Origin of the sequence: Streptomyces sp. NPDC058375, assembly GCF_042723425.1 — a bacterium.
Lineage (GTDB): Bacteria > Actinomycetota > Actinomycetes > Streptomycetales > Streptomycetaceae > Streptomyces > Streptomyces durocortorensis.
Genome location: NZ_JBHXJG010000107.1, coordinates 1 through 23,706, shown reverse-complemented (window position 1 = coordinate 23,706; position 23,706 = coordinate 1). Strand labels below are relative to the sequence as shown.

At 71.0% G+C, this 23,706-nt stretch carries 17 protein-coding genes and 1 pseudogene; 4 read left to right on the top strand and 14 right to left on the bottom strand.

The genetic code is table 11. The features are described 5' to 3' along the window. Positions 1-57: 57 nt before the first annotated feature. From ACFWM7_RS18830 to ACFWM7_RS18805, 6 genes and pseudogenes are all read right to left on the bottom strand, one after another. Positions 58-711, bottom strand: a complete 654-nt coding sequence (locus ACFWM7_RS18830; protein ID WP_383262122.1) for a hypothetical protein — start codon at positions 709-711, stop codon at positions 58-60. A gap of 64 nt (positions 712-775) precedes the next feature. Further along, positions 776-1,486 (bottom strand): ribonuclease HII, encoded by a 711-nt coding sequence (locus ACFWM7_RS18825; RefSeq protein WP_383262120.1) that lies wholly within the window; start codon positions 1,484-1,486, stop codon positions 776-778. Between the two features lie 187 nt (positions 1,487-1,673). Further along, a pseudogene (locus ACFWM7_RS18820) lies at positions 1,674-3,498 on the bottom strand (DUF4153 domain-containing protein). A gap of 187 nt (positions 3,499-3,685) precedes the next feature. After that, entirely contained in the window at positions 3,686-4,594 is a 909-nt protein-coding gene (locus tag ACFWM7_RS18815; protein ID WP_383262118.1) for an ADP-ribosylglycohydrolase family protein, read from the bottom strand. Between the two features lie 12 nt (positions 4,595-4,606). After that, complete coding sequence (locus ACFWM7_RS18810; protein ID WP_383262116.1) at positions 4,607-5,266, bottom strand: histidine phosphatase family protein; 660 nt, start codon at positions 5,264-5,266, stop codon at positions 4,607-4,609. Positions 5,267-5,326: 60 nt separating this feature from the next. Continuing rightward, positions 5,327-5,932, bottom strand: a complete 606-nt coding sequence (locus ACFWM7_RS18805; RefSeq protein ID WP_383262115.1) for a YdbC family protein — start codon at positions 5,930-5,932, stop codon at positions 5,327-5,329. Between the two features lie 88 nt (positions 5,933-6,020). On the opposite strand from ACFWM7_RS18805, the gene ACFWM7_RS18800 reads away from it, so the two are divergent. Both ACFWM7_RS18800 and ACFWM7_RS18795 read left to right on the top strand, forming a co-directional pair. Beyond that, positions 6,021-6,977: a DUF1152 domain-containing protein gene (locus tag ACFWM7_RS18800; RefSeq protein ID WP_383262112.1), complete on the top strand. Its 957-nt coding sequence runs from the start codon at positions 6,021-6,023 to the stop codon at positions 6,975-6,977. Positions 6,978-7,108: 131 nt separating this feature from the next. After that, a complete protein-coding gene (locus tag ACFWM7_RS18795) occupies positions 7,109-7,645 on the top strand; it encodes a TerD family protein (protein ID WP_205084852.1) in 537 nt (178 codons plus the stop codon). Between the two features lie 368 nt (positions 7,646-8,013). Here ACFWM7_RS18795 and ACFWM7_RS18790 read toward each other — a convergent pair whose 3' ends face one another. The 3 genes from ACFWM7_RS18790 to nrdR form a co-directional block, all read right to left on the bottom strand. Beyond that, complete coding sequence (locus tag ACFWM7_RS18790) at positions 8,014-8,664, bottom strand: hypothetical protein (RefSeq protein ID WP_383262110.1); 651 nt, start codon at positions 8,662-8,664, stop codon at positions 8,014-8,016. A 198-nt stretch (positions 8,665-8,862) separates the two neighbouring features. Next, a complete protein-coding gene (locus ACFWM7_RS18785) occupies positions 8,863-11,760 on the bottom strand; it encodes a vitamin B12-dependent ribonucleotide reductase (protein WP_383262109.1) in 2,898 nt (965 codons plus the stop codon). Positions 11,761-11,924: 164 nt separating this feature from the next. After that, positions 11,925-12,437, bottom strand: a complete 513-nt coding sequence (gene nrdR, locus ACFWM7_RS18780) for a transcriptional regulator NrdR (RefSeq protein ID WP_383262107.1) — start codon at positions 12,435-12,437, stop codon at positions 11,925-11,927. Between the two features lie 582 nt (positions 12,438-13,019). Between nrdR and lexA the strand changes: the two genes are divergently transcribed. Further along, the gene (gene lexA, locus ACFWM7_RS18775) at positions 13,020-13,817 is read left to right on the top strand and encodes a transcriptional repressor LexA (RefSeq protein WP_010072358.1); all 798 of its coding nucleotides are present in this window, start codon (positions 13,020-13,022) and stop codon (positions 13,815-13,817) included. 134 nt (positions 13,818-13,951) lie between these two features. Here lexA and ACFWM7_RS18770 read toward each other — a convergent pair whose 3' ends face one another. The 5 genes from ACFWM7_RS18770 to ACFWM7_RS18750 all read right to left on the bottom strand — a co-directional run bounded on the left by ACFWM7_RS18770 (position 13,952) and on the right by ACFWM7_RS18750 (position 22,146). Beyond that, positions 13,952-15,922 carry an ATP-dependent DNA helicase gene (locus tag ACFWM7_RS18770; RefSeq protein ID WP_383262105.1) on the bottom strand — a complete coding sequence of 657 codons (1,971 nt, stop codon included), beginning with the start codon at positions 15,920-15,922 and terminating at the stop codon, positions 13,952-13,954. Between the two features lie 38 nt (positions 15,923-15,960). Continuing rightward, entirely contained in the window at positions 15,961-17,898 is a 1,938-nt protein-coding gene (locus ACFWM7_RS18765) for an IucA/IucC family protein (protein WP_383262104.1), read from the bottom strand. A 60-nt stretch (positions 17,899-17,958) separates the two neighbouring features. Then, on the bottom strand, positions 17,959-18,744 hold the full coding sequence (locus ACFWM7_RS18760) for a GNAT family N-acetyltransferase (protein WP_383262102.1): 786 nt from the start codon (positions 18,742-18,744) through the stop codon (positions 17,959-17,961). An 83-nt stretch (positions 18,745-18,827) separates the two neighbouring features. After that, positions 18,828-20,723 carry an IucA/IucC family protein gene (locus ACFWM7_RS18755; protein ID WP_383262101.1) on the bottom strand — a complete coding sequence of 632 codons (1,896 nt, stop codon included), beginning with the start codon at positions 20,721-20,723 and terminating at the stop codon, positions 18,828-18,830. 28 nt (positions 20,724-20,751) lie between these two features. Then, positions 20,752-22,146 carry a diaminobutyrate--2-oxoglutarate transaminase family protein gene (locus tag ACFWM7_RS18750; RefSeq protein WP_383262100.1) on the bottom strand — a complete coding sequence of 465 codons (1,395 nt, stop codon included), beginning with the start codon at positions 22,144-22,146 and terminating at the stop codon, positions 20,752-20,754. A 355-nt stretch (positions 22,147-22,501) separates the two neighbouring features. Between ACFWM7_RS18750 and ACFWM7_RS18745 the strand changes: the two genes are divergently transcribed. After that, a complete protein-coding gene (locus ACFWM7_RS18745; protein WP_383262099.1) occupies positions 22,502-23,671 on the top strand; it encodes a trypsin-like serine peptidase in 1,170 nt (389 codons plus the stop codon). Positions 23,672-23,706 lie beyond the last annotated feature (35 nt).

The window sequence follows — 23,706 nt, the reverse complement described above, 5'->3', positions numbered from 1 at the left end:
CCCGCTGCGCGTGCTCCGGCCGCCCGCGCGGGCGGCCGGAGCAGCGGTGGGGTCCGGTCAGACCCCGGCGCCGAGTGCGGAGTTGATCGTCTGCGGGTCTCCGCAGACCATCAGCAGCGCGGCCGCGCGGTCACGCGCGACGGGCAGGGTACGCGCCACGGTCCGGTCGGCGTCGCCGTTGACCGCGACGACGACCACGGGCCGGGACCGCGCCCGGTCCGCCGCGGAGACGTCGGCGAAGAAGACATCGTCGCCCGCGTCGTGCTGGGCCCAGTACGACGCTTCGCCGAAGGACAGCTCGTGGGCGGCCCACGGGTGCTGTTCGCCGGTGGTCAGCACCAGGATGTCGCCCGGTGCACGACCGGACTCCAGCAGCAGGTCGACGGCCTCCTCGGCCGCGTCGAGCGCACCGGCGACCGGAGCCGGGATCAGCTGGATCTGCGGCGCGGAAGGACTCTCCGTCGGCTCCGGGCGGGCGGGGGCCGCAGGAGCCGGCGCCGGAGCGGCGGGTGCCACGGGGGGGGGGTGGGCGCGCGGCGCGGGGGGCGCGGGACGCGCGGGGCCGGGGCCCGGGCGGCCGGGACGCGGGGTGGCCGCGGAACGCGGACCGGGTACGGGACGAGGGGTCGGCGCGGTGCGGCCGGCGGCCGGAGTGACGCGGGGACCCTGGGCGCTCTCGGGAATCTGAGGCTCCTCGGAGATCAGAGGCATGACGGTGGTCTGGTTGTCGGACGCCGAGGTCGTCGGCGCCGGGAAAAGGGGCGCATGTGCGCGATCAGAATTCGAAGCCGAGCTGGCCCCCGCTTTCGAGTGCGGCCGCCTCGGCGGAAATACGGACCTTCTTCAGGTGCTGCCACCGGGGCAGCGCGTCCAGATACGCCCAGGAGAGACGGTGGTGGGCCGTGGGCCCCCGCTCCTCCAGCGCGGCGCGGTGCACGGGCGAGGGATATCCCGCGTTGGCATCGAAGGCGAAGTCGCCGCAGTCCTCGGACGTGGCGCCCAGCTCGGCCATCATCCGGTCCCGGTGCACCTTGGCGATCACGGAGGCCGCCGCGACCGCGATACAGGACTGATCGCCCTTGATCACGGTGCGGACCTTCCAGGGAACGCCCAGGTAGTCGTGCTTGCCGTCGAGTATCACCGCGTCGGGGCGTACCGGCAGCCCCTCCAGGGCGCGCACGGCGGCGAGCCGGAGGGCGGCGGTCATTCCGAGGTCGTCGATCTCCTGCGGCGAGGCGTCGCCCAGGGCGTAGGCGGTGACCCAGCTCCGCAGCACGGGGTCGAGCTCGGCGCGCCGCCGGGGGGTCAACAGCTTGGAATCGGTGAGACCTTCGGGCGGTCGGCGCAGGCCGGTGATGGCCGCGCACACGGTGACGGGTCCGGCCCACGCACCGCGTCCGACCTCATCGACACCGGCGACGGTCCTGGCACCGGTGGTAGCGCGAATCGAGCGCTCGACGGTGTGCGTGGGTGGTTCGTACGGCATGGCGCCAGCCAGCGTACGCCGACAGCCACGGCAGCAACACCCCGGGGCGCCGTGCGTACCGCGAATCAGCCGTCGAGGGCAGGCACGAGGAACCCGAGAGCCCTCCGAACTCAGCAAAGTTCAGAGGGCCCATGGGGTCATCGGGTGCGTCGGCTCGGAGCGGCACTGCCGCTCGGAAGGCCGTTGCTCAGTACGGGTCGTAGCCGTCGTCGTCCGGCTCGTAGCCGTCGCGGGATCCGTCCCTGCCCACGCCGTAGCATTCGCGCCCGTCGCCCTGCACCGGGCGCTTCTCCAGGATCTCCTTCGCCCGCGCCTCTCCCCAGCTGGTCGCGTACCAGGGGGCGTCGGAGTGGAGAACCTCGTTCTGGATGATCCGCAGCGCACAGGAGCGTTCCGGTTCGGGCAGCCGGTCCAGGGCGGGTACGGCGTCGGCGGACAGGTCCTTGACGTAGTCGGTCGATGCCGGTCGACTTGCCGTCCTCGAAGCGCTGGACGTTCTGCTCGGCGATCAGTCCGTCCGGCGAGAGCAGGCCGAAGGCCAGGACCCCCGCCGCCGCACTCGCCGCGATGGCCCGCGGCAGGAACCGGGCGCCGTAAACGCCGGCCGCCAGGATCAGGACGAGGACCACCCCGAGCCAGAGTTCCATCGCGGCCACGGATATCCGCAGCCTGGTCAGGCCGTACTCGTCGACGTACAGGTCCATGCGGCGCAGCGCGGAGGCGACGACGACGAGGGTGAGCACGCACAGGGTGCCGAGGACGGCGCGCACCAGCGTCCGGTCCCGGCTGCCGCCGCGTGGCGCCCAGCGCAGGGCCAGGGCGATCACGAGGAGGGTGAGCAGGGTGGCCCACAGCAGCTGCCAGAAGCCCTGGCGGGCGTACTCGGCGTGGTCGAGCCCGGTCTCCGCCCGCACCTTCTCGTACCCCCCGAGGAGCACCACGAGCTGGAGGGTGATGAACGCGGCGAAGAGCAGGTTGAGCACGATCAGCGGAAGGGCCCATTCGGCCCGTCCCCGCGGTTTGCCGGGCGGTACGGTGACGCCGTCCCAGCGCACCGGGGCCGCGGCGGCGTACGCGGCGGCGAGTGCGCCGGCCAGACCGAGCGCGAACAGGAAGGTCCGCCAGGGCCCCTCGCCGACCGAAACGTCGGGCATGAGGTTGCCCAGCAGGTCGGCGAAGGCGGCGTCCGCGCTCGCGAAGAGGGTTCCGAACACCACGAGCAGCACGAGGGCCACCGCCGTGGTGCGCAGGGCCGAACCCCAGCGCGCCCGGGAGCCGTCGGCCCGGGCGCGTATCCCCCGCACGCCCCAGATGATGCCGGGGACGACCGAGTCGAACAGGCCCAGCGAGCCGATGAACACGCCCAGCCAGTTGCGGCTGCCGTGCAGGGCCAGCGAGCCGAGCGCGAAGGCGGACACCACGGCGAGGAACGTGGGCCAGCCCGCGTCCCGGAGCGCGGGCACGGCGAGCAGTGCGAGGCCCCCGACCGCCCAGGTCGCGGTCCAGGGCCGCAGCCTGCGGCCCGCCGACCGCGAGGCGAAGAACGCTGCCAGCGCGGCGGGCACCGCCACGATCAGCAGGTTCACCCCGAGTCCGTCGCCCAGGAAGAGCGCGCTCAGGACGGCGGTGGCCAGGACCGACCAGAGCACGGCGGGACGGATCAGGGGCGGAGCGGGTGGCCGGAGCCGGACCGTCACGCCGTCACCCGTGCTGTTCTTGGCTCCGGGCGCCCCCGCACCGTACTGCCAGGGGTTGCCGGGCCCGGCTGCCGGTGTGTCGGCGCGAGCCGGTGTGCCGGCGGGCGCGGTGGCCTTGACGGCCTGGTCGGGCGCGGTGGCCTTGATGGCCTGGTCGGGCGCGGCGGTCGCGGCGGGCGTCGGTGATGGCGGTTCGGGTTGCGGTTGCGGTTCCGCTTCCAGTTGCTGTTGCTGTTGCTGTTGCTGTTGCTGATGCGTACCGGCTTCCGGTGACTGCTCCGGCGGTCTGGACGCCTCGGACGGCTGATCGGACATGGGGCCCCTCCCCCACCGGCTCCGGGCGCGGCCCACAGCCGTACACCCGGCCCGGTGTCTCATTCGGCGCGCCCTCAAGATCAACCAGGGGCGGCGTGGCCGAAAGAGTAATCCCGAACTCTCGTTCGCAGACACGCAGAGTGATCCTGTGGCAGGACCGTGACAGAGGAGCAGAACAGCCGGAGAGTCAGCGCGGGGAGGGGGTCAGCCAGCCCGGCGTTTCCTCCGTCTGCGCCAGCCAGTCGACGGGCGGCGCTCCGGCCTCGCTCGACGCGACGACACCGCCGACGATGGCGCATGTCGTGTCGACGTCGCCGCCCGCCTGGGCCGTCACCCAGAACGCCTCCTCGTAGTCCCCGAGGCTCCTGGCGGCCGACCAGAGCGCGAACGGCACGGTGTCGTGGGCGCTGGTCCGGCGGCCGTTGCCGAGGACGGCGGCGACCGTCCCCGCGTCCCGGTAGTCCAGCATGTCGCGGGCCCGGCGCAGCCCCGCGCCGACGGCGCTGCGCGGCACGAGCGCGATGACGCCGTCGAGGAGGTCCGCGGGGCTCGGCGGTCCGCCGGGGGCGGCGGCGAGCGACGCGGCGGCGGCCACGGCCATCGCGCCGACGACGGCCTCGCGGTGCTGGTGCGTGGTGTACGAGGAGATCTCCGCCTGGTGCGTGGCCTGCTCCGGGTCGTCCGCGTACCAGGCGCCGAGCGGCGCGATGCGCATCGCCGAACCGTTGCCCCAGGAACCCTGTCCCTGGAACAGCGCCGAGGCCAGTTCCCGCCAGTCGCCGCCTTCCCGTACGAGCCGGAGGAGCCGGTTGACGGCGGGGCCGTAGCCCCGGTCGAAGTCGTGGTGCTCGGCGAAGGAGCGGGCGAGCGCGTCCTGGTCGATGCGGCCGTGGGCGGCGAGCACGGCCAGGACCGAGGCGGCCATCTCGGTGTCGTCGGTCCACTGCCAGGGCCCGGGCGGCAGGGCCCGCTGTTTCAGCAGGGGGTAGTTGGCCGGAACGAAGAACTGGGAGCCCAGGGCGTCTCCCACGGACAGCCCACGCAGGCTGGCCAGGGCGCGTTCGAAGCGCCGCGCGGAAGCAGAATCAGCGGTCATCGCACAGCCACTCTAACCGGTGCGGCCGTACGGTTCAGGGGCCCGCCAGTGCTGAAAGGGCCGGTCGAGGGTGTAGCGGCCGTTCTCACCGAGCAGCAGGGTCCGCGTCTCGCCGTTGCCCGGGTTGGACAGCGACTCGAACTCCGCGACCGACCAGTGGAACCAGCGCATGCAGAACAGCCGCATCGTGAGTCCGTGGGTGACCAGCAGGACGTTCTCCGGGTGGTCCGTCTCCTCGAAGCTCCGGTGCAGGCTCTCCAGGAACGCCCCGACCCGGTCGTAGACGTCGGCGCCGGACTCGCCTTGGGCGAAGCGGTAGAAGAAGTGCCCGTAGGCGTCCCGGTAGGCCTTCTGCAGGCGTACGTCGTCCCGGTCCTGCCAGTTGCCCCAGTCCTGCTCCCGCAGCCGGGGCTCTTCCCGGACCCGGACACGCGCCGGGTCGAGATCGAAGGCCCGGAATGTCTCGTGGGTGCGGCGGTACGGCGAGATGTAGACGCTCACCCGCTCGTCGCCGAACTGCTCGCGCAGTTCCTCCCCGGTCTCCCGGGCCTGCCGCAGACCGGTGGCGGTGAGCCGGAGTGCGTGGTCGGGCTCCCGCTCGTACACCGTGTCGTCGGCGTTGCCCTCGGACTCGCCGTGCCGGACGAGGACAATGCGCTGCGGTCGTGCCATGTCCCGAGCCTAGATCGAGATGGGCCCGCACGGGTGGTCGGGGCACCTCGCAGGCCGTCTTCACACCGTCCAGGAGGGGTCCAGCTCCACGACGTCCCCCGTCAGCTCGATCACGTCCGTCTCGGTCTGCGCGCGGGCCGCCAGCCGCTCGGCCCCGGCCGCGCGGTACTTGCCGCGCTCGGCGCTCGACTTCCACAGGGACAGCGCCAGGAACTCGTTGCCCGGCGCCTCGCCGAACACCCCGCGCAGCATGCCGGGCGACCCGGCCATGGCGGGATTCCACACCTGCTGCTGCATCAGCACGAAGTGCTCGGCGCGCTCTTCGTGGACCCGGCTGTGCGCGACCCGTACGACGTCGGCCTCCGCGAAGTGGGGCTCGAAGCCCGTCTTCACGTCGAAGCGGCGCTCGAAGAGCGTGACCTGCATGTCGCGGAACATGCCCGACTGCCCGGCCGCCAGCCGGTCGTGCCCGCGCGCCATGAAGGAGTCGTAGAAGACGCGGTTCTCCCAGAACGCGAAGACATGGGCGACATCGGGGCGCGTTCGGCTCCACCCGCCGCTCTGTCCTCTGAACCCCGGCTCGCCGAGCAGCCCCGCCCACTTCCGCTGCCCCCGTTCGAAACCATGACGGTCCACCACGGAACAGCGAATCCACTTCACCAGCACCGCGCCATCGTACGGCGCGGAACGTGGCACGCGTCACGGTCCGAAGGAGTGCACTCGAACCGGTCGTTCCGCTCGCACAATGATCACCATGACGACGCTGCACGTCCATCCTCTGTTCAGCCGGCTCGCCTCCGCTCAGCGCATTCTCGTGGCGGGTGCGGGAGGGGGCTTCGACATCTACGCCGGGCTGCCCTTGGCGCTCTCGCTGATGCACCAGGGCAAGGAGGTCCAGCTCGCCAACCTCACCTTCAGCGCGGTCGAAGGCCTTCCGCTGGAGGACTGGGCGGCCCCCGATCTGGCGGTGATCACCCCGGACACCGCCCCGCACCAGCCGTACTTCCCCGAGCGCGCCCTCGCCCGGTGGCTCACCCGGCACGGCTACCCGGGCACGGTGCACGCGCTGTCCCGGGTCGGGGTCCAGCCGTTGCGCGCCGCGTACCGGGCGCTGATCGAGCGGTACGACATCGACGCTGTCGTCCTCGTGGACGGCGGCACGGACATCCTGATGCGCGGGGACGAGTCGGGGCTCGGCACGCCGGAGGAGGACCTCACCAGCGTCGCGGCGCTCGCCGGGATCGAGGGGCCCGAACGCCTCGTCGTGTCCATCGGGTTCGGGGTCGACGCCCATCACGGGGTGAGCCACGGCCTGGTCCTGGAGAACATCGCGGCGCTGGAGCGCGCGGGCGCGTATCTGGGGGCGTTCTCCGTATCCCGTACGAGCCGGGAGGGCGCGCTGTTCCTCGACGCGGTCGCCCACGCCCAGGAAGAGACGCGGGAGCACCCGAGCATCGTCAACGGTTCCATAGCGGCAGCCGTACGGGGGGAGTTCGGGGACGTGCAGTTCACCTCGCGCACCAAGGGAAGTGAGCTTTTCGTCAACCCGCTGATGGCCCTGTACTTCGCCTTCGAACTCGACGGGCTGGCCGGCCAGTGCCTCTATCTGGACCGGATCGAGGGCACGCACCTGATGCGTCAGGTCAGCAGTGCGATCGAGCTGTTCCGCGAGGAGGTCCGGCAGCGCCCGCCGCGCAGGATCCCGCACTGAGGGCGGATGGCCCGAATCCGCCGTCCGAACCCGGGACAGTTGGTTCAGCGGCCGGTTCCGTACATGATCGGGTCAATCGTGTATCGGGTGATGAGAACGGTCCGTGGGCCGTCGGCCGGGAGGGGAGTCCGTTGAGCACTCCGAACAAGGACATCGAGAAGGTCGAAGTGCGGGTCAAATGGGATCCGAGCCCGCACGGGGCCGCGGCCAACGACCTCGACATCATCGCGGCGACCTACCCGGCCGACGAGCCGTACGGCGCCCCCGCCTACCTGGTCCACTTCGACAGCCGCTCGCCGGACGGCACCATCACCCTGAACCGGGACAGCCGGACCGGCCAGGGTTTCGGCTTCGACGAGGTCATGACCATCGAGCTGAACCGGCTGGCGGAGCGGTACGGGCGGGTGGTGGTCGGTGTCGCCATCCAGCAGCGCGACGGGCACAAGACCTTCGGCGCCATAGGGAGCACGGCGATGGAGATCGGCGAGGGCTACACGGTCCTGGCCGAGAACGACTTCTCCGACGTGGCCTGGGCGACCGCGGCGGTCGTCGGGGAGTTCACCCGGGACGGCTCTGGGCTCTGGGGCTTCCGCTCGACCGTACGCGGTTACGACGGCGACCCCGACTCGTTCGCCGCGGCGATGGGAAGCCGGGCCGCCGAAGGGTGACATCGGCCAGTTCCGGACAACCCGGGGTGGCATGCCGAAGGGGACCGGCCGGTGGCTGGTCCCCTTCGTGAGCCGCGGTTCCGCTGAGCCCTACGCGGTTCCGCACGCGCTTACGCGTCCGGTACTGGCGGACACCACCTATTCCTGGCGTGCGCTATGCCTCGGCATCCGGCTCTCGATCGGGGAACGCACGCAGCCTGAGCTGTGGCGCTCGATGGACCGCCAGCCACCGCATCCGGTTGTCATCCGTGGTGACCCCGGCGCGTGCCGTCTCGGACCACGTCTCCCGGTCGAGAACATCGAGGTAGGTCTCTCGGAGCGCTTCCTGCTGGGGCGCAGTGCACCCGAAGCCTCGGGCGGCTCCGTGGTCAGGTGCGGTGAGCACCGCGATCGTGAAGGAGCTCGATGGTCGGGCTGAGCGAACCCACATGGCGAGCATGAGCTTCCAGGACCACTCCCGAATGGGGGTAGTGAGCGAGGGTGAGCCCCCTCCCCTCGCAGTCGCTCATCAGATGGAGTAGCCGACCGATGTGGTCGATCATCTCGCTGTCGGTGTCGAGGTCTGCAAGCGCCTCATGAATCAACGGGATGTCATCGGCTGTTCCCACGGCAGCGAGCAGGGCCAGTCCCACCGTGACCGAGCATGGGCCGGTGCCATGTCGGACCAGCCAGCGGCCTGTTCGGCGAACACGTTCTCTGTCCGCCTGCTCGGCTGCAGCGGCGATGTGCTCGTTGGGGTGAATTGGTATGTAGACGTCGTGGAAGGCATCGGCCAACTCACCCGGGAGGGCAGAGGCCCGCGCGAAATGTGCGTCGAGGATGAACGCCGCGTCCTTGCCGACCGAGTGCCGGTCCTCAGGTGTTCGCGGACCTTTCCGGTGACGGTGCGACCCGTCGTCGGGGTACGGCTCCCCGCCGCGATGAAGCGGCTCCCCGGGAGCCAGCTCATGCAGCCGGAGGGCATGGTCGAACAGTGTTGTCGGTGATCCGGGCAGTCCCGTCCCGGTCGTCTCGCTCATCGGCGGACGGGGGACTCGATTCTCTTGATCACGGCCCGGAGGATGCCACGACGGCAATCGGGCAGTGACAAGCCCTCGACACGACGGCGCGTTGCATCTAACACAACAGCCAGGGGTCACACGCGCCGAAGGCGGTGGAGCCGCGAGACCGACTCCACCGCCCTGGCCAGACAATCTACGCCCCAGCGGCGCCCAGAATCAGCTGCAGCCGCTCGTCGAGCCGCAGCCCTCGCAGATGTAGCAGGAGCCGGCGCGCTGCATCTTCGTACCGCAGGAGAAGCAGAGCGGCGCGTCGGCGCTGATGCCGAGCTGCATCTCGACCAGTTCGGCCGAGGTGTGCGCGGTCTTCGGCGCCGGCTTCGGCGCGGACTCCGCGGGAGCCGGAACCGCCTTCAGGGGCTCGGCGTGGACCGGCGCCGACTGCGCCAGGCTGTCCGTGTCCAGCTCCTCCGCCTCGAACGTCGGCTCGTAGCTGCCGGTGTCCAGGTGGCGCTGGCGCTCCTCGGCGGAGTGGATGCCGAGGGCCGAGCGGGTCTCGAAGGGCAGGAAGTCGAGCGCCAGGCGGCGGAAGATGTAGTCGACGATCGACTGCGCCATCCGCACGTCCGGGTCGTCCGTCATACCGGCCGGCTCGAAGCGCATGTTGGTGAACTTCGAGACGTACGTCTCCAGTGGGACGCCGTACTGCAGACCGACCGAGACGGCGATGGAGAAGGCGTCCATCATGCCCGCGAGGGTCGAGCCCTGCTTGGACATCTTCAGGAAGACCTCGCCGAGACCGTCGTCCGGGTAGGAGTTGGCGGTCATGTAGCCCTCGGCGCCGCCCACCGTGAAGGAGGTGGTGATGCCGGGACGGCCCTTGGGAAGGCGCTTGCGGACCGGGCGGTACTCGACGACCTTCTCGACCGCCTCGCGGATGGTCTCCTCGGCCTTCGCGGTGACCTCTTCCTTCTCCTTGTCCTTGGTCTTGGCGGAGAGGGGCTGGCCGACCTTGCAGTTGTCGCGGTAGATCGCGAGCGCCTTGACGCCCATCTTCCACGCCTCGAAGTAGACCTCCTCGACGTCCTCGACGGTGGCCGTCTCGGGGAGGTTCACCGTCTTGGAGAGCGCGCCGGAGATCCACGGCTGGATCGCCGCCATCATCCGGACGTGGCCCATCGCGGAGATGGAGCGCTCGCCCATCGCGCAGTCGAAGACCTCGTAGTGCTCGGTCTTCAGGCCGGGGGCGTCGACCACGTTGCCGTTGTCGGCGATGTGGGCGACGATCGCCTCGATCTGCTCGGGCTGGTAGCCGAGCCGACGCAGCGCCTGCGGCACCGTGCCGTTGACGATCTGCATCGAGCCGCCGCCGACCAGCTTCTTGAACTTGACCAGGGCGAGGTCGGGCTCCAGACCGGTGGTGTCGCAGGACATCGCGAGACCGATGGTGCCGGTGGGCGCGATGACCGAGGCCTGCGCGTTACGGAAACCGTTCTTCGCGCCGAGCCTGATCACGTCCTGCCAGGCCTCCGTCGCGGCGGCCCAGACCGGGGAGTCGAGGTCGTCGATGTGGACGGCCATGGCGTTGGCGTCGGAGTGCTGCTTCATGACGCGCTGGTGCGGCTCGGCGTTGCGGGCGTAGCCGTCGTACGGGCCGACGACCGCGGCCAGTTCGGCGGAGCGGCGGTAGGAGGTGCCGGTCATCAGCGAGGTGATGGCCCCGGCGAGCGCGCGGCCGCCGTCGCTGTCGTACGCGTGACCGGTCGCCATCAGCAGGGCGCCGAGGTTGGCGTAACCGATGCCCAGCTGACGGTAGGCGCGGGTGTTCTCGCCGATCTTCTGCGTGGGGAAGTCCGCGAAGCAGATCGAGATGTCCATCGCGGTGATGACCAGCTCGACGACCTTGGCGAAGCGCTCGGACTCGAAGGACTGGTTGCCCAGGCCGTCGTCCTTGAGGAACTTCATCAGGTTCAGCGAGGCGAGGTTGCACGAGGTGTTGTCCAGGTGCATGTACTCGCTGCACGGGTTGGAGCCGTTGATCCGGCCGGACTCCGGGCAGGTGTGCCAGGCGTTGATGGTGTCGTCGTACTGGATGCCGGGGTCGGCGCAGGCCCAGGCGGCCTCGGCCATCTTGCGGAAGAGGGACTTGGCCTCGACCTCTTCGATGACGTCTCCGGTCATCCGGGCGCGCAGCCCGAACTTGCCGCCCGCCTCGACGGCCTTCATGAACTCGTCGTTCACGCGGACCGAGTTGTTGGCGTTCTGGTACTGGACGGACGTGATGTCGTCGCCGCCCAGGTCCATGTCGAAGCCCGCGTCGCGCAGGGCGCGGATCTTCTCCTCCTCCTTCACCTTGGTCTCGATGAAGTTCTCGATGTCGGGGTGGTCGACGTCGAGGATGACCATCTTGGCCGCGCGGCGGGTGGCACCACCGGACTTGATGGTTCCGGCGGAGGCGTCGGCTCCGCGCATGAAGGAGACCGGGCCGGAGGCGTTGCCGCCGGAGGAGAGCAGCTCCTTGGAGGAGCGGATACGGGAGAGGTTCAGGCCGGCGCCGGAGCCGCCCTTGAAGATCATGCCCTCTTCCTTGTACCAGTCGAGGATCGACTCCATGGAGTCGTCGACGGCCAGGATGAAGCAGGCGGAGACCTGCTGCGGCTGGGGCGTGCCGACGTTGAACCAGACCGGGGAGTTGAAGCTGAAGATCTGGTGCAGGAGGGCGTAGGCCAGCTCGTGCTCGAAGATCTCGGCGTCCGCGGGAGAGGCGAAGTAGCTGTTCTCCTCACCGGCCTTGCGGTACGTCTTCACGATCCGGTCGATCAGCTGCTTGAGACCGGTCTCGCGCTGCGGCGTGCCGACAGCTCCGCGGAAGTACTTGCTGGTGACGATGTTGACCGCGTTCACCGACCAGAAGTCGGGGAACTCGACGCCACGCTGCTCGAAGTTGATCGAGCCGTCGCGCCAGTTGGTCATGACGACGTCACGGCGCTCCCACGCCACCTCGTCGTACGGGTGCACGCCGGGGTTGGTGTGGATGCGCTCGATACGCAGACCCTTGCTCGCCTTGGCGCCCTTGGTGCGGGAACCTCGTGCCGGGCCGCTCGCCGTCTCTGTCATGCCGCCTCCCATATGTGGGCGAAAACGCCCTGAAGTGCCCAGATCTTCCCAGGCACAATGTGTGTCCGTTGCCCCGTGGGCCGCCTCGGCCACCGGAACAGGTCTTGATTCGCCCGGCCACCGGCCGGCGGAGATGACTCCGGACCGTGACGGGCGCGTACCGCTCAGTCGGCGGCAGTGGCGGGCGCGGGGACCTCAAGGGCCTCGCCGCTCCCGCAGTCCTCCACGGAAGGCCGCTGCGCACGCAATTCCACGATGGCGGCCTCGAAGTCTTCCAGGGAATCGAACGCCCGGTACACGGACGCGAAGCGCAGGTACGCGACGAGGTCGAGTTCCTGCAGGGGGCCGAGGATGGCCAGTCCCACGTCGTGGGTGGTCAGCTCGGCGCTGCCGGTGGCGCGCACCGCCTCCTCGACCCGCTGGCCGAGTTTGGCGAGGGCGTCCTCCGTGACGGGTCGCCCCTGGCATGCCTTGCGGACGCCGGAGATGACCTTGGTGCGGCTGAAGGGCTCGGTCACGCCGCTGCGCTTCACCACCATCAGCGAGCAGGTCTCCACCGTGGTGAAGCGGCGGGAACAGTCGGGGCACTGCCGACGGCGACGGATCGACGTCCCGTCGTCGGTGGTGCGACTGTCGACGACCCTGCTGTCGGGGTGCCTGCAGAAGGGGCAGTGCATGGCTCCCAACCCTCCTTCACGCGCACGACTGAATAGCCTCGTCAAGGCCGTTTTCCGGGCCCCTGGAAGCAGTCCCCAGCATAGGCGATGACCACGGCGCGATTGAACCGAGACCACAACTTCTGGGTGACTGGAGCAATCCAACCACTAGATCTAGGGTCGGGTCGCGTTTTCGGCCCCATCGCGTGTCGCGCGCCGGACCTCGCTCGGAGGCCGCTCGGGGAGAGCGTGGGCCGAGGAAGAGGGTACGGGAAACGCCGGGCCGTCGAGCCGCCGGGGCTTCGACGCACGGGCCCGGATGAAAGACTCGGCGCAGGGTCCGGATGCAGACGCGCAGCAGGGCCCTGATGAGAGACGCACAGGGGTCCGGACGAAAACATGCAGGGGTCCGGATGAAAGAATCGGCCCGGGACCGCGGCAGTGCCACGCGGAGACCGCGCGACCCCCGTTCCGGTGCTCATACACCTGTCGACAGCACCGTGGCACCCCTTTATTCGTTTTTCACTCGAACGTGTGTTTGGCGCAACCTTTCGAAAGCTACTACCGTTGTCCAGCTAGGGAGAACATTCGAGAGGGGCCGACGTGACCACCACCGCAGACAGTGCCACCATCACCGCCCGGGACCACCGCTCCCAGAGCCGACTTGAGCCGGTGCATGCCATGAATGACTCAGTCACGAACACGGACGGGCCCGAGCCCGCACGCCCGGGGCGTTCCATGCCCGGCAGGCCTCCCGGCATCCGGGCGGACAGCTCGGGGCTCACGGACCGGCAGCGGCGGGTCATCGAGGTCATCCGCGACTCCGTACAGCGGAGGGGGTACCCGCCCTCCATGCGGGAGATCGGTCAGGCGGTGGGCCTGTCCAGCACCTCGTCCGTCGCCCACCAGCTGATGGCGCTGGAGCGCAAGGGCTTCCTCCGCCGGGATCCGCACCGCCCCCGCGCATACGAGGTCCGCGGATCAGACCAGCCCAGCACCCAGCCGACCGACACGACCGGCAAGCCGGCCGCGTCGTATGTGCCGCTGGTGGGCCGGATCGCCGCCGGTGGCCCCATCCTCGCCGAGGAGTCCGTCGAGGACGTCTTCCCGCTCCCCCGCCAGCTCGTCGGCGACGGTGAGCTGTTCGTCCTGAAGGTCGTCGGCGACTCGATGATCGAGGCCGCGATCTGCGACGGCGACTGGGTCACCGTCCGCCGCCAGCCCGTCGCAGAGAACGGGGACATCGTCGCCGCCATGCTCGACGGCGAGGCGACGGTCAAGCGCTTCCGCCGGGAGGACGGTCACGTATGGCTGCTCCCCCACAACGCCGCGTACCAGCCGATCCCCGGCGACGAGGCGACCATCCTGGGCAAGGTGGTGGCGGTGCTGCGCCGGGTCTGAGGAGACGGCAGCGTTGGTCAGGGCTTGTCGGCCCCGGGGCTCCCTAGGACGTCGATCGTGACGTCGGTCCCGGGGCTTTGCCTTGCCCCGGGACGGCGCAGCCCGGAGCAAGATCCCGTCTACGCCGCGTCCGTCTAAGCCCCGTCCGCCTTGGCCTTGGCGTCGATGGCGGCCAGGGAGCGGCGCGCCTGGTTCCGGTCGGTGGTGTACCAGAAGTCGGGCAGCGAGGCGCGCAGATAGCTTCCGTACCGCGCGTTGGCGAGCCTCGGATCCAGCACCGCGACCACGCCCTTGTCGCCCGTCGCCCGGACCAGTCGGCCCGCGCCCTGGGCCATCAGCAGGGCGGCGTGCGTCGCCGCCACCGCCATGAAGCCGTTGCCGCCCGCCTCCTCGACCGCCTTCTGCCGTGCGCTCATCAGCGGATCGTCGGGCCGGGGGAACGGAATCCGGTCCATGACCACCAGCTGACAGCTCGGCCCCGGGACGTCCACGCCCTGCCAGAGCGACAGGGTGCCGAAGAGGCAGGTCGCCGGGTCGGCCGCGAAGTTCTTGATCAGCTCGCCGAGCGTCTCCTCGCCCTGGAGCAGGATCGGCTTGTCCAGGCGGCCCCGCAGCTCCTCGGCCGCCGCCTTGGCCCCGCGCATGGAGGAGAAAAGACCCAGCGTGCGGCCGCCGGCCGCCTCCACCAGCTCGGCGAGCTCGTCCAGCATGTCCGTACGCGATCCCTCGCGCCCCGGGGTGTTCAGATGCCGGGCGACATAGAGGATGCCCTGCTTCGGGTAGTCGAACGGGGAGCCGACATCCAGCCCCTTCCACTGCGGGACGTCCTCGCCCGCCGTGCCCTCGGGGGCCAGCCCGAGGGACGCGCCCACGCCGTTGAAATCGCCGCCGAGCTTGAGGGTGGCCGAGGTCAGCACCACGGACCGCTCGGCGAACAGCTTCTCGCGCAGCAGCCCCGACACCGAGAGCGGGGCGACCCGGACGGAGGCGCCGAACCGGTCGTGCTGCTCGTACCAGACGACGTCGTACTCCGAGCCCTGGGCGATGCGCTCGGCGACGCCGTGGATCGCCTCGACCGAGGCCAGGGCCTGCTTGCGGACGGCGTTCTCGTCCTCGATGGACTTGTCCCGGGTGGCGCCGATCGCGGAGATCACCGTGCGCGCCGCGTCCCGCAGCGCCATCAACGCGTATCCGAGGTCCTCGGGCACCTCTTCGAGACGTCCGGGCAGCGCCAGCTCCATGACCCGTTCGAACCCCTCGGCTGCGGTCTGGAGGGCGTCGGCCGCCTTCTCGTTGACCAACTTCGCCGCACGCCGGACCGCGCGGTTGACCTGGGCGGGGGTCAGCTCGCCGGTGGCCACGCCGGTGACCCGGGAGACCAGCTCATGGGCCTCGTCGACGATCAGGACCTCGTGCGACGGGAGCACCGGCGCGCCCTCGATGGCGTCGATCGCGAGCAGCGCGTGGTTGGTGACGACGACATCCGCGAGCTTGGCCCGCTCGCGGGCGGCCTCGGCGAAGCACTCCGCGCCGTACGCGCACTTCGTCGCGCCCAGGCACTCGCGCGAGGAGACCGAGATCTGCGCCCAGGCCCGGTCCGAGACGCCGGGCGTCAGGTCGTCCCGGTCGCCCGTCTCCGTCTCGTCCGACCAGTCCCGCAGCCGCAGCAGGTCCTGCCCCAGCTTGCTGGACGGGGCCGCCGCCTCGAACTGGTCGAAGAGCCCCTCCTCCTCGTCCTGCGGCACCCCTTCGTGGAGCCGGTGAAGACAGAGGTAGTTCGACCGGCCCTTGAGCATGGCGAACTGCGGGCGCCGGCGCAGCAGCGGATGCAGGGACTCGACCGTACGCGGAAGGTCGCGCTCCACGAGCTGCCGCTGGAGGGCGAGGGTGGCCGTGGCCACGACGACCCGCTCCCCGTGCGCCAGGGCCGGCACCAGGTAGCCGAGCGACTTGCCCGTACCGGTGCCGGCCTGGACGAGCAGGTGGGATTGGTCGTCGACGGCCTCGGCGACGGCCTCGGCCATGGTGACCTGGCCGGGCCGTTCCGTACCGCCGACGGCGGTGACGGCGGCGTGCAGGAGCTCGGGGAGGGATGGCTTCGTCATAGCCCGACCAGCCTACGGCGCACCACTGACAACGGCGATCACTCCCGGACGCGGGCGGAGGCGTGCAACGGGTTGGGAACGGTGCCATGGATCGCCGCGTGCGGGCGGCTGGCCCGGTCCCGGTAGCCGTCGACATGCAGGCGATTGCGGTTCAGACAGAGGCGTTCGATCTCGGGGGTGAGCATGTCGAACAGCTCGAACCGCTCCTTCAGCTCCGGGAAGCGGGCGTGGTGGCGCACGATCTCCGCACGGACGAGTGACCAGAAGGTGTCCTCGGTGACGCCGAGCTGCTCCTCGCAGAGGGGGGAGAGATAGCGGAAGACGCCGACGAAGAGGCCGGAGTGGATGAACTGGGTGAGGAAGGACGGCTCCTCGGTGAGGAGGACGGCGCGCACCTCGTCGGGCATGGAGGCCTGTTCCGGCAGCGGGTGGGCGCTGATGTTGACGTCGTCGACGAAGTCCTTGATGGCGAGCCGTACGGGCACGTCGTTCTCGTCGAACACGACGATGGCATTCTCGCCGTGCGGGGAGAACACGGTGCCGTAGCGGTAGAGGAAGTGCAGCAGGGCCGGCAGCAGGGCGGCGAAGAGCCGTTTCAGCCAGGTCTCCGGGGAGAGTCCTGAGCGCTCGACCAGCTCCGCGGTGAACGCGCGGCCCGTCGGATCCGTATGGAGGAGGGAGGCGAGCGTGCGGGCGCGTTCGCCCGGGGCGAGGCGGGGCGGCAGGGGCTCGCGCCAGATCGCGCCGAGGAGTTCCTTGTACTGGTAGGGCGCTTCGGGGAGGTGGTCGTACAGCGGATGTTCGACGGCGACGGAGGCGACCTCGCCGAGGAGGATGACCCGGCAGGTCTCGCGCAGGAAGAAGTCGCCCTCGCAGAGCCCCTGGACCCAGGCGGTGACGGCAGGGGCGGCGAGGGTCCGCTCGGTCGGCAGGCCGCGCCAGACCAGGGTGTTGAGGATGGAGAGCGGGAGCTTGACGGTGTGCCGCTCGGGCCGTTCCACGTTGGCGAACGTGCGGATCGACTGCTGCGGTAGGCGGGCGTCGCCGTCGGTGTCCAGGGCCACGATGTCGCCGTCGGCGATGGCGGGGGCGAAGAGCGGCACGATCCACTCGTCCCACTGCCAGGGGTGTACGGGGAGGTAGAGGTAGTCCTGCGGGTCGTGTCCCCGGGCCCGCAGCACGCCGGCGAAGGCGTCCCGGACGCCCTGGTCGAGCTCTCCGGCGTACAGCTGGCCGGGGGTGGAGACGCGTCCGACGCCCCGGAACTGGGCGAGGCGGGTGCTGACCGCGATCCACGGCAGCCGGAGCGGGCTGCGGGTCTCGGGGGTGAAGCGGGCGGCGTCGGCGGCGGAGAAGCCGAGCCGTCCCTTGCTCGCCACCAGCCAGGGGTGGCCGGTCTGATGGCCTTCCAGCTCCGCGTAGTCGAGCGCGGCGAGCTGGTCGGCGGTGAAGGCGGTGTGGTCGAGCCGGGCGTCGGCGGAGAGGGTCAGGGTCAGCTCGCGGATGAGGTGGCCCAGCGTCGTGCCGTCGAGCCCGAGGAGGTCGCGGGCCCGGGTGAGGAAGGTCAGCGGGTCGCGGAACGGCCGGGGCGCGGCAGGTGATCCGTTGGACTGCGCGTCGGCCTCGGCGGTGGCCGAGCCGTTGGACTGTACGTCGGCCCGCGCGGCGGGCGAGCCGGCGGAGGCGGCCGGGGGCTGCACGGTGATCTCGATCGAGTCGGCGTCGACGCGCCAGCTGCCGTAGACGCCGCGCCGGGCGGAGAAGGCGAGCACTCCCCCGTCGTCGAGGGCCAGCCGGTGAAGTCCGCCGGAGCCGGGCACCGGAACCGGCTCGATGATCTTCTCGTAGGCGAACTCGCCGAGCATCTTGGCGAGGAGCCTGGCTGCGGCCCGGTCCCAGATCTGCCGGTCCAGCTCCGGAGGGCTGAACAGCTGCGGGGACTCGGCTGCATCACGGCTCGTGGGAGATATCGGCACGGGGACTCCTCCGGAGGGAACCTATGAGGTTCGAGCGGTATGGAAAGTGCGGAGAGCAAGTCACAGCTGGGCTCGGTACGTTCGGTCGTGGATCATCAGCGCGGCGCGTTTGTCGGGGAGATCCACTTCGGCGGAGAAGCGGAAGCCGGCGCTGAGGAACGCGGATACGGACGGGGTGTTACGCAGGTCCGGCTCGGCGACGACCCGCCCGCACCGCGGAAGGTTGTCCAGGACGAGGTCGGCGACGGCGCGCAGCAGCGTGGTGCCCACGCCCCGGCCCCGGTTCTTCACGCCCCCGACGAGGAGGTGGAGGCCGGTGTCGTGGGGGCGGGCGGGGTAGTGGCGGGCCAGGGGGTCGAGGTCGGCACGGTAGATCTCCCAGTAGCTCATGGGGGTGCCGTCGAGCACGCCGAGACAGGGGATGCTGCGCCCGTCCCCTTCGAGCTGGGCCCGGATGTGGTCGGTGGTGACGGACTCGGGTCCGGCGAGCTCCCAGAAGGCCGCCACGGCGGGGTCGTTCATCCAGCGGGCGATGAGGGGGAGGTCGCGCTCCAGCCGGACGGGGAGCAGGGCGAACTCCCCTGCCGTGGTGTCAGCCGGTGGCCAGGAGCCCGGGTCGCCCAGCAGGTCACCGGGGATGGCGGCCCGCCGCGTCCCGGCGCTGCGCTCCTCGGCGATGAGCGCGAGGAGTTCCTCGGTGAGCTTCAGGTCGAGCGTGTCCTCGACGCCGGTGCTCCCGACGCCAGTGCTCTCGACGCCGTTTCTCCCGGCACCGGCGCGCCCGGCTCCGGTGCTCCCGCCGGCGGGCGTGGCGTCGGGTTCCGCTGAGGGGTCGGCGGGAGGCACGGTGGCGCTCTCCTCTCTGGACCGGGTGCGGTCGGTGGGCAGCGTAGGAGCGGGTGCGCTCGGAGTCTGCCTGGTGCGGGTGCTCAGCTGTGCAGCGGGTTGGCGATGGTGACGTACACGGACTGGGTGTCGACCGGTCCGACCAGCTCGTCGAGGCCGTGCAGCCGGGTCAGCAGGTTGGCCTTGCAGCGCAGTTGGCGGTTCTGAAGGAGATACGCGGGCAGGGGCGAGCCCAGTTCCGCGGCCTGGTCGAGGAATTGGCGCAGGACGGTGAGGAGTTCCTGTTCGTCGGCCAGGCGCTGGGATCCGAACGCCCCGATCAGTCCGAGGACGTTGTTGATGCCGAGGTAGTAGGCGAACCGTTCGTCGGTGACCGGGTCGGAGACGAAGGTGTCGCTGACGGTGCCGATGCCGGGGAGCCGCCGTTCCAGCTCGGCGCGGCGGGAGTCGCGGAAGTAGTAGCCCTGGTTGTCCCGGTAGCGGCCGCCGACGGGCCAGCCGTCCGGGTCGAGGAGGACGAGGGTGTTCTGCTGGTGGGCTTCGAGGGCGACTCCGCCGTGGGCGTCGAGCCAGAGCACGGGGCGCACGACGTGGTGCAGATAGCGCCGGAACCAATCGGCGGAGACGGCGGTGGTGGTGAGACCGGTGCGGGCGGCCAGGCCGGAGACGACCTCGGCGAGCCGCGAGTGCATGCCGGTCCGGCCGGGCCGGGGGCGCTGCGCGGTGAGGCCGGCGATGCAGGCGGCGTCGTCGCCCGGGCCGAAGGGGTTGTGCCGGAGCATCACGTCGAGCCCCGTGACGGGTGTGCCCTCGGGGTCGTCGACGGCGAGCCAGGCGGGGTCGCGGACGATGTCGAAGCCGGGGTGCTCCCGCTGCCAGCTCTCGCCGAGCCCGGTCGACAGGAGGCGGTGGACCTCGACGCCCCGGTGCAGCTCCTTGCGGAGGTTCTCCCGGCGGGAGTTGGTGATGCGGACGCCGAGGGAGAGCTTGAGCATGATCCGCGCCCCGGGCCGGTGCACGGTGCGGATGGAGGAGGTGGGGTGCCAGTGCTCGCCGTGCGGGCCGAGGTCGTGGAGCAGACCGGTCTCGGCGAGGGCGCGGAGCTGGGGGCGGTGGAGCAGGTCCGCGGCCTGCCAGGGGTGTACGGGGACGGCGACGGTGCCGGGGGGCGTCTTCAGCCCTTCGGCGTGCGGGGCGAGCAGTTCCTCGGCGGTGGCCGGACCGCCCTCGGTCCAGGCGGAGTCGGTGGCGGCCAGCGACCGGTCGACGGCGAACCAGTGGAGCGGGAAGGAGCCGTGCAGCTCCGGCGAATAGCGGCGGGACTCCGATTCGGAGAGGCCCTCGCGGCTCTTGGGCGTGGGGTGGAGGGGGTGGCCGAGCAGCAGGGACTGTTCGGCGGTGAGGAAGAGGTCGGCCTCGGCGGGGTCCGCCGGACTGCGCCGCCGCTGCTCGATGAAGCAGGCGGTGTGGCGTACGGAGTCGGCGACCCGGCCGACCAGATCGCCCGCGCCGCTCTCGCCGCCCTCGCGGCCGATGAGTACGGCGACGGTGGCGGCGTCGGCGGGCGGGGCGTCGGCGGGGGCGTTCTCCAGGACGGGTGCGCCGAAGCGGTGGGCCCCGGTGGCGGACCAGTAGTGCACGGGGACGAGGAGGGCGGTGCCGCTGGCGGGGAAGGCGATGCGCAGGGTGTCGCCCTCGGGGCGGGGCAGATCGCACTCCCGGGTCCAGCAGCGCAGCAGGCTCTCCGTGCCCGCGGCGTCGGCGGCCCGCAGCGGGTCAGGGTCGTCGAGCGCGTCGAAGCCCGGGCCCTGGGGTGCGAGGTCCGAACCGGTCCCGTACGCAAGGGGGTTCGGGTCGTGCAGGGTTTTCTGGCGGGGCACGGTCGTCGCCTCGACCGTGCCGGAGGCGGCCGGTCCGTCCTGCCCTCGGTGCTGGGGGATTCCGGGGCCGTCGGCCTCGGGCGCGGGGGTGGGGTTCACGGCGTTCTTCCTTGTGGGGATTCCGGGGTCAGGTGGTCGGCCCGGCGGTGGTCCGACGGTGCGGGGAGCGTGTCGCGGCTGCCAGCGCGTCGGCGAGACGGTCGACGACGGCAGTCGCCTGCTCGTCGGTGAGGGTGAGGGGCGGCAGGAGGCGGACCACGGCGCCGTGCCGGCCGCCCAGTTCGACGATGAGGCCGCGCCGCAGGCATTCCTGCTGGACGGCGAGGGCGAGTGCCGGGTCGGGCGGCGGGGCCGGGGCGTCGTCGCCGGCTTCGGCGGGCAGGGGCGCGCTCTCGGGATCCACCAGCTCCAGGCCGATCATCAGTCCACGCCCCCGTACGTCACCGATCCCCGGGTGATGCGCCCTCAGTTCCCTGAGAGAGGCGAGCATCCGGGCCCCCAGGACCGCTGCGCGGTCCGCCAGTTGATTCTCCCTGACGTACGCGAGCGTGGCCGCGCCCGCCGCCATGGCGAGCTGGTTGCCACGAAACGTACCCGCGTGTGCGCCCGGCTGCCAAAGATCCAGCTCAGCGCGGTAGACGATCACCGCGAGGGGCAGGGAGCCGCCGATCGCCTTGGAGAGGACCATGACGTCGGGGACGATCCCGCTGTGCTCGACGGCCCAGAACGCGCCGGTCCTGCCGACCCCGGTCTGGACCTCGTCGGCGATGAGCGGGATGGACCGTTCCTCGGTGATCCGGCGCATGCGGCGCAGCCAGGCGTCGGGGGCGGGGTTGACGCCGCCCTCGCCCTGGACCGGCTCCACGATCATCCCGGCCGGGGCCGGCACCCCGCCCTTGCGGTCGTCCAGCAGGTGTTCGGTCCAGCGGGCGGCGAGCGTGGCGCCGTGCTCGCCGCCGGTCCCGAACGGGCAGCGGTAGTCCTGCGGGAAGGGGAGCCGGGTCACCCGTACGTCGGTCGCGCCGCCGGAGGCTTCCAGGGCTCCGGCGGTCATGCCGTGGTACGCGCCGGTGAAGGTCAGCAGGCCGGAGCGCCCGGTCGCGGCGCGGACCAGCTTGAACGCGGCCTCGACGGCGTCCGTGCCGGCGGGACCGCAGAACTGGATGCGGGCGTTGTCGGCGAACTGCCGGGGCAGGGTGGCGAACAGCTCGGTGGTGAACGCGTCCTTGACCGGGGTGGCGAGGTCCAGCACATGCAGGGGGGCGCCGGAGTCGATGACCTTCCGGATCGCTTCGAGCACGACCGGGTGGTTGTGGCCGAGCGCCAGGGAGCCCGCGCCCGACAGGCAGTCCAGATACCGGCGGCCGTCCGCGCCCTCGATCGTGAGCCCGCGGGCGCGCACCGGGACGATCGGCAGGGACCGGGCGTAGGTGCGAGCCGCCGATTCGCGCAGGGACTGGCGGCGGAGGATGCCCTCGTGCGCGGACGGCGGCGCCGCCGGTGCGGGTTCGGTCACGGACACGGCTCTTGATCCTCCTGCGGTAACAGTTGCGTTGCACGTCGGTACGTTTTCGCGCGGACGCACCGAGGCCGTGAACGCTGTCCTGGTGTCCCCCGTACGTACCAACGACGCCGACCGCAATGGATCACGGGTAAATCGGAACATCCTCGCGGCGACGGAACCGCGGACCTGCCGCGTACCGTCACCATCGGCACCGGCATAGTGGGGGCCGCACCGCGGCGCGGAAGCACCTGCTCCGACGCCCGAAGTGTCCGCAATGCAGCACGAGTACCGAGTGACGAAGTCCCAGGGGGATCACGAGATGCGACCCATTCGCCCGACCGATACCGCACGCCGCGGGAGGCGCGCACGGCGCATGCCCTCCACCGCGCTCGCCGCGACGGCCGTCGCCGCCGTGCTGGCGCTCACCGCCACCGCGTGCGGTCCGGAGGAGGACAACGCCGACTCCACGCCCAGCGCCTCGGCCGACCAGTCGTCCGACGGCAAGGTCGCCATTCCGGACGACCTGAAGAACCGGCTCAAGGAGCATGGGATCGACCCCGACAAGTGGCGGGACGGGGAGTGGAAGAACTGGGACAAGGACAAGTGGCTGCGTGAGGCCAAGGACTTCGTCAACCCGATCATCGACGGCCTGTGGGATCCGGACCGGATGCGGGAGGCCGACAAGCCCCCGGAGAACCCGGTCGACAACGACATCTCCGGCGACGACGGCGTGACGGACCCGACGCCGGCCCCGGTCCAGGCCGCCGGTGTCGCGACGCCGTACCACGACAACGCCCCGGAGTCCGGGAAGCTGCTCTTCGACGGGCCGCAGGGCTCGATGGTCTGTTCCGCGACCGTGGTGAAGGACCCGGCGAACCCGGGCAAGTCCAACATGGTGTGGACCGCCGGGCACTGCGTCCACGCGGGCAAGAAGGGCGGCTGGTACCGCAACATCGCCTTCGTCCCGGCGTACAACAACGACGGCCTGTCGCTGGCCGAGCTGGAGACGGCGCCCAAGGAGAAGATCGCTCCGTACGGTGTGTGGTGGGGCCAGTGGGCCCAGACCTCCGAACAGTGGATCGAGCAGGGCGCCGCGGTCGGCGGCCAGGGCGCGCCGTACGACTTCGCGGTGCTGCACGTGACCCCGGAGAAGGGCGCGGGCGGCAAGTCGCTGGAGGAGACGGTCGGTTCGGCGCTGCCGGTCGAGTTCAACGCTCCCGCCGTGCCGGAGATCGCCGGTATGACGGCCACGGGCTACCCGGCCGCGCCGCCGTTCGACGGCCAGAAGCTGCTCCAGTGCGAGGACAAGCCGGGCCGGCTCTCGGTCTTCCAGGACCAGCCCACGATGTACCGCATCGGCTGCACGATGACCGGTGGTTCCTCCGGCGGCGGCTGGGTCGCGGCGGGTCAGGACGGCAAGCCGGCCCTGGTCTCGAACACCTCGATCGGTCCGGTCACGGCGGGCTGGCTGGCCGGTCCGCGGCTCGGCAAGGAGGCCGAGGGCATCTACCGCGCGGTGAGTGAGAAGTACGCGGGCCGGTAAGTCCCGCGAGCACACGGGCCCGTGAGGCCCGCGGC

Bases quoted from the DNA above. Each gene is read 5' to 3' on its own strand.
- ACFWM7_RS18830 (WP_383262122.1), bottom strand. From the start codon at position 711: ATGCCTCTGATCTCCGAGGAGCCTCAGATTCCCGAGAGCGCCCAGGGT.
- ACFWM7_RS18825 (WP_383262120.1), bottom strand. From the start codon at position 1,486: ATGCCGTACGAACCACCCACGCACACCGTCGAGCGCTCGATTCGCGCT.
- ACFWM7_RS18815 (WP_383262118.1), bottom strand. From the start codon at position 4,594: ATGACCGCTGATTCTGCTTCCGCGCGGCGCTTCGAACGCGCCCTGGCC.
- ACFWM7_RS18810 (WP_383262116.1), bottom strand. From the start codon at position 5,266: ATGGCACGACCGCAGCGCATTGTCCTCGTCCGGCACGGCGAGTCCGAG.
- ACFWM7_RS18800 (WP_383262112.1), top strand. From the start codon at position 6,021: ATGACGACGCTGCACGTCCATCCTCTGTTCAGCCGGCTCGCCTCCGCT.
- ACFWM7_RS18790 (WP_383262110.1), bottom strand. From the start codon at position 8,664: ATGAGCGAGACGACCGGGACGGGACTGCCCGGATCACCGACAACACTG.
- ACFWM7_RS18785 (WP_383262109.1), bottom strand. From the start codon at position 11,760: ATGACAGAGACGGCGAGCGGCCCGGCACGAGGTTCCCGCACCAAGGGC.
- nrdR (WP_383262107.1), bottom strand. From the start codon at position 12,437: ATGCACTGCCCCTTCTGCAGGCACCCCGACAGCAGGGTCGTCGACAGT.
- ACFWM7_RS18770 (WP_383262105.1), bottom strand. From the start codon at position 15,922: ATGACGAAGCCATCCCTCCCCGAGCTCCTGCACGCCGCCGTCACCGCC.
- ACFWM7_RS18745 (WP_383262099.1), top strand. From the start codon at position 22,502: ATGCCCTCCACCGCGCTCGCCGCGACGGCCGTCGCCGCCGTGCTGGCG.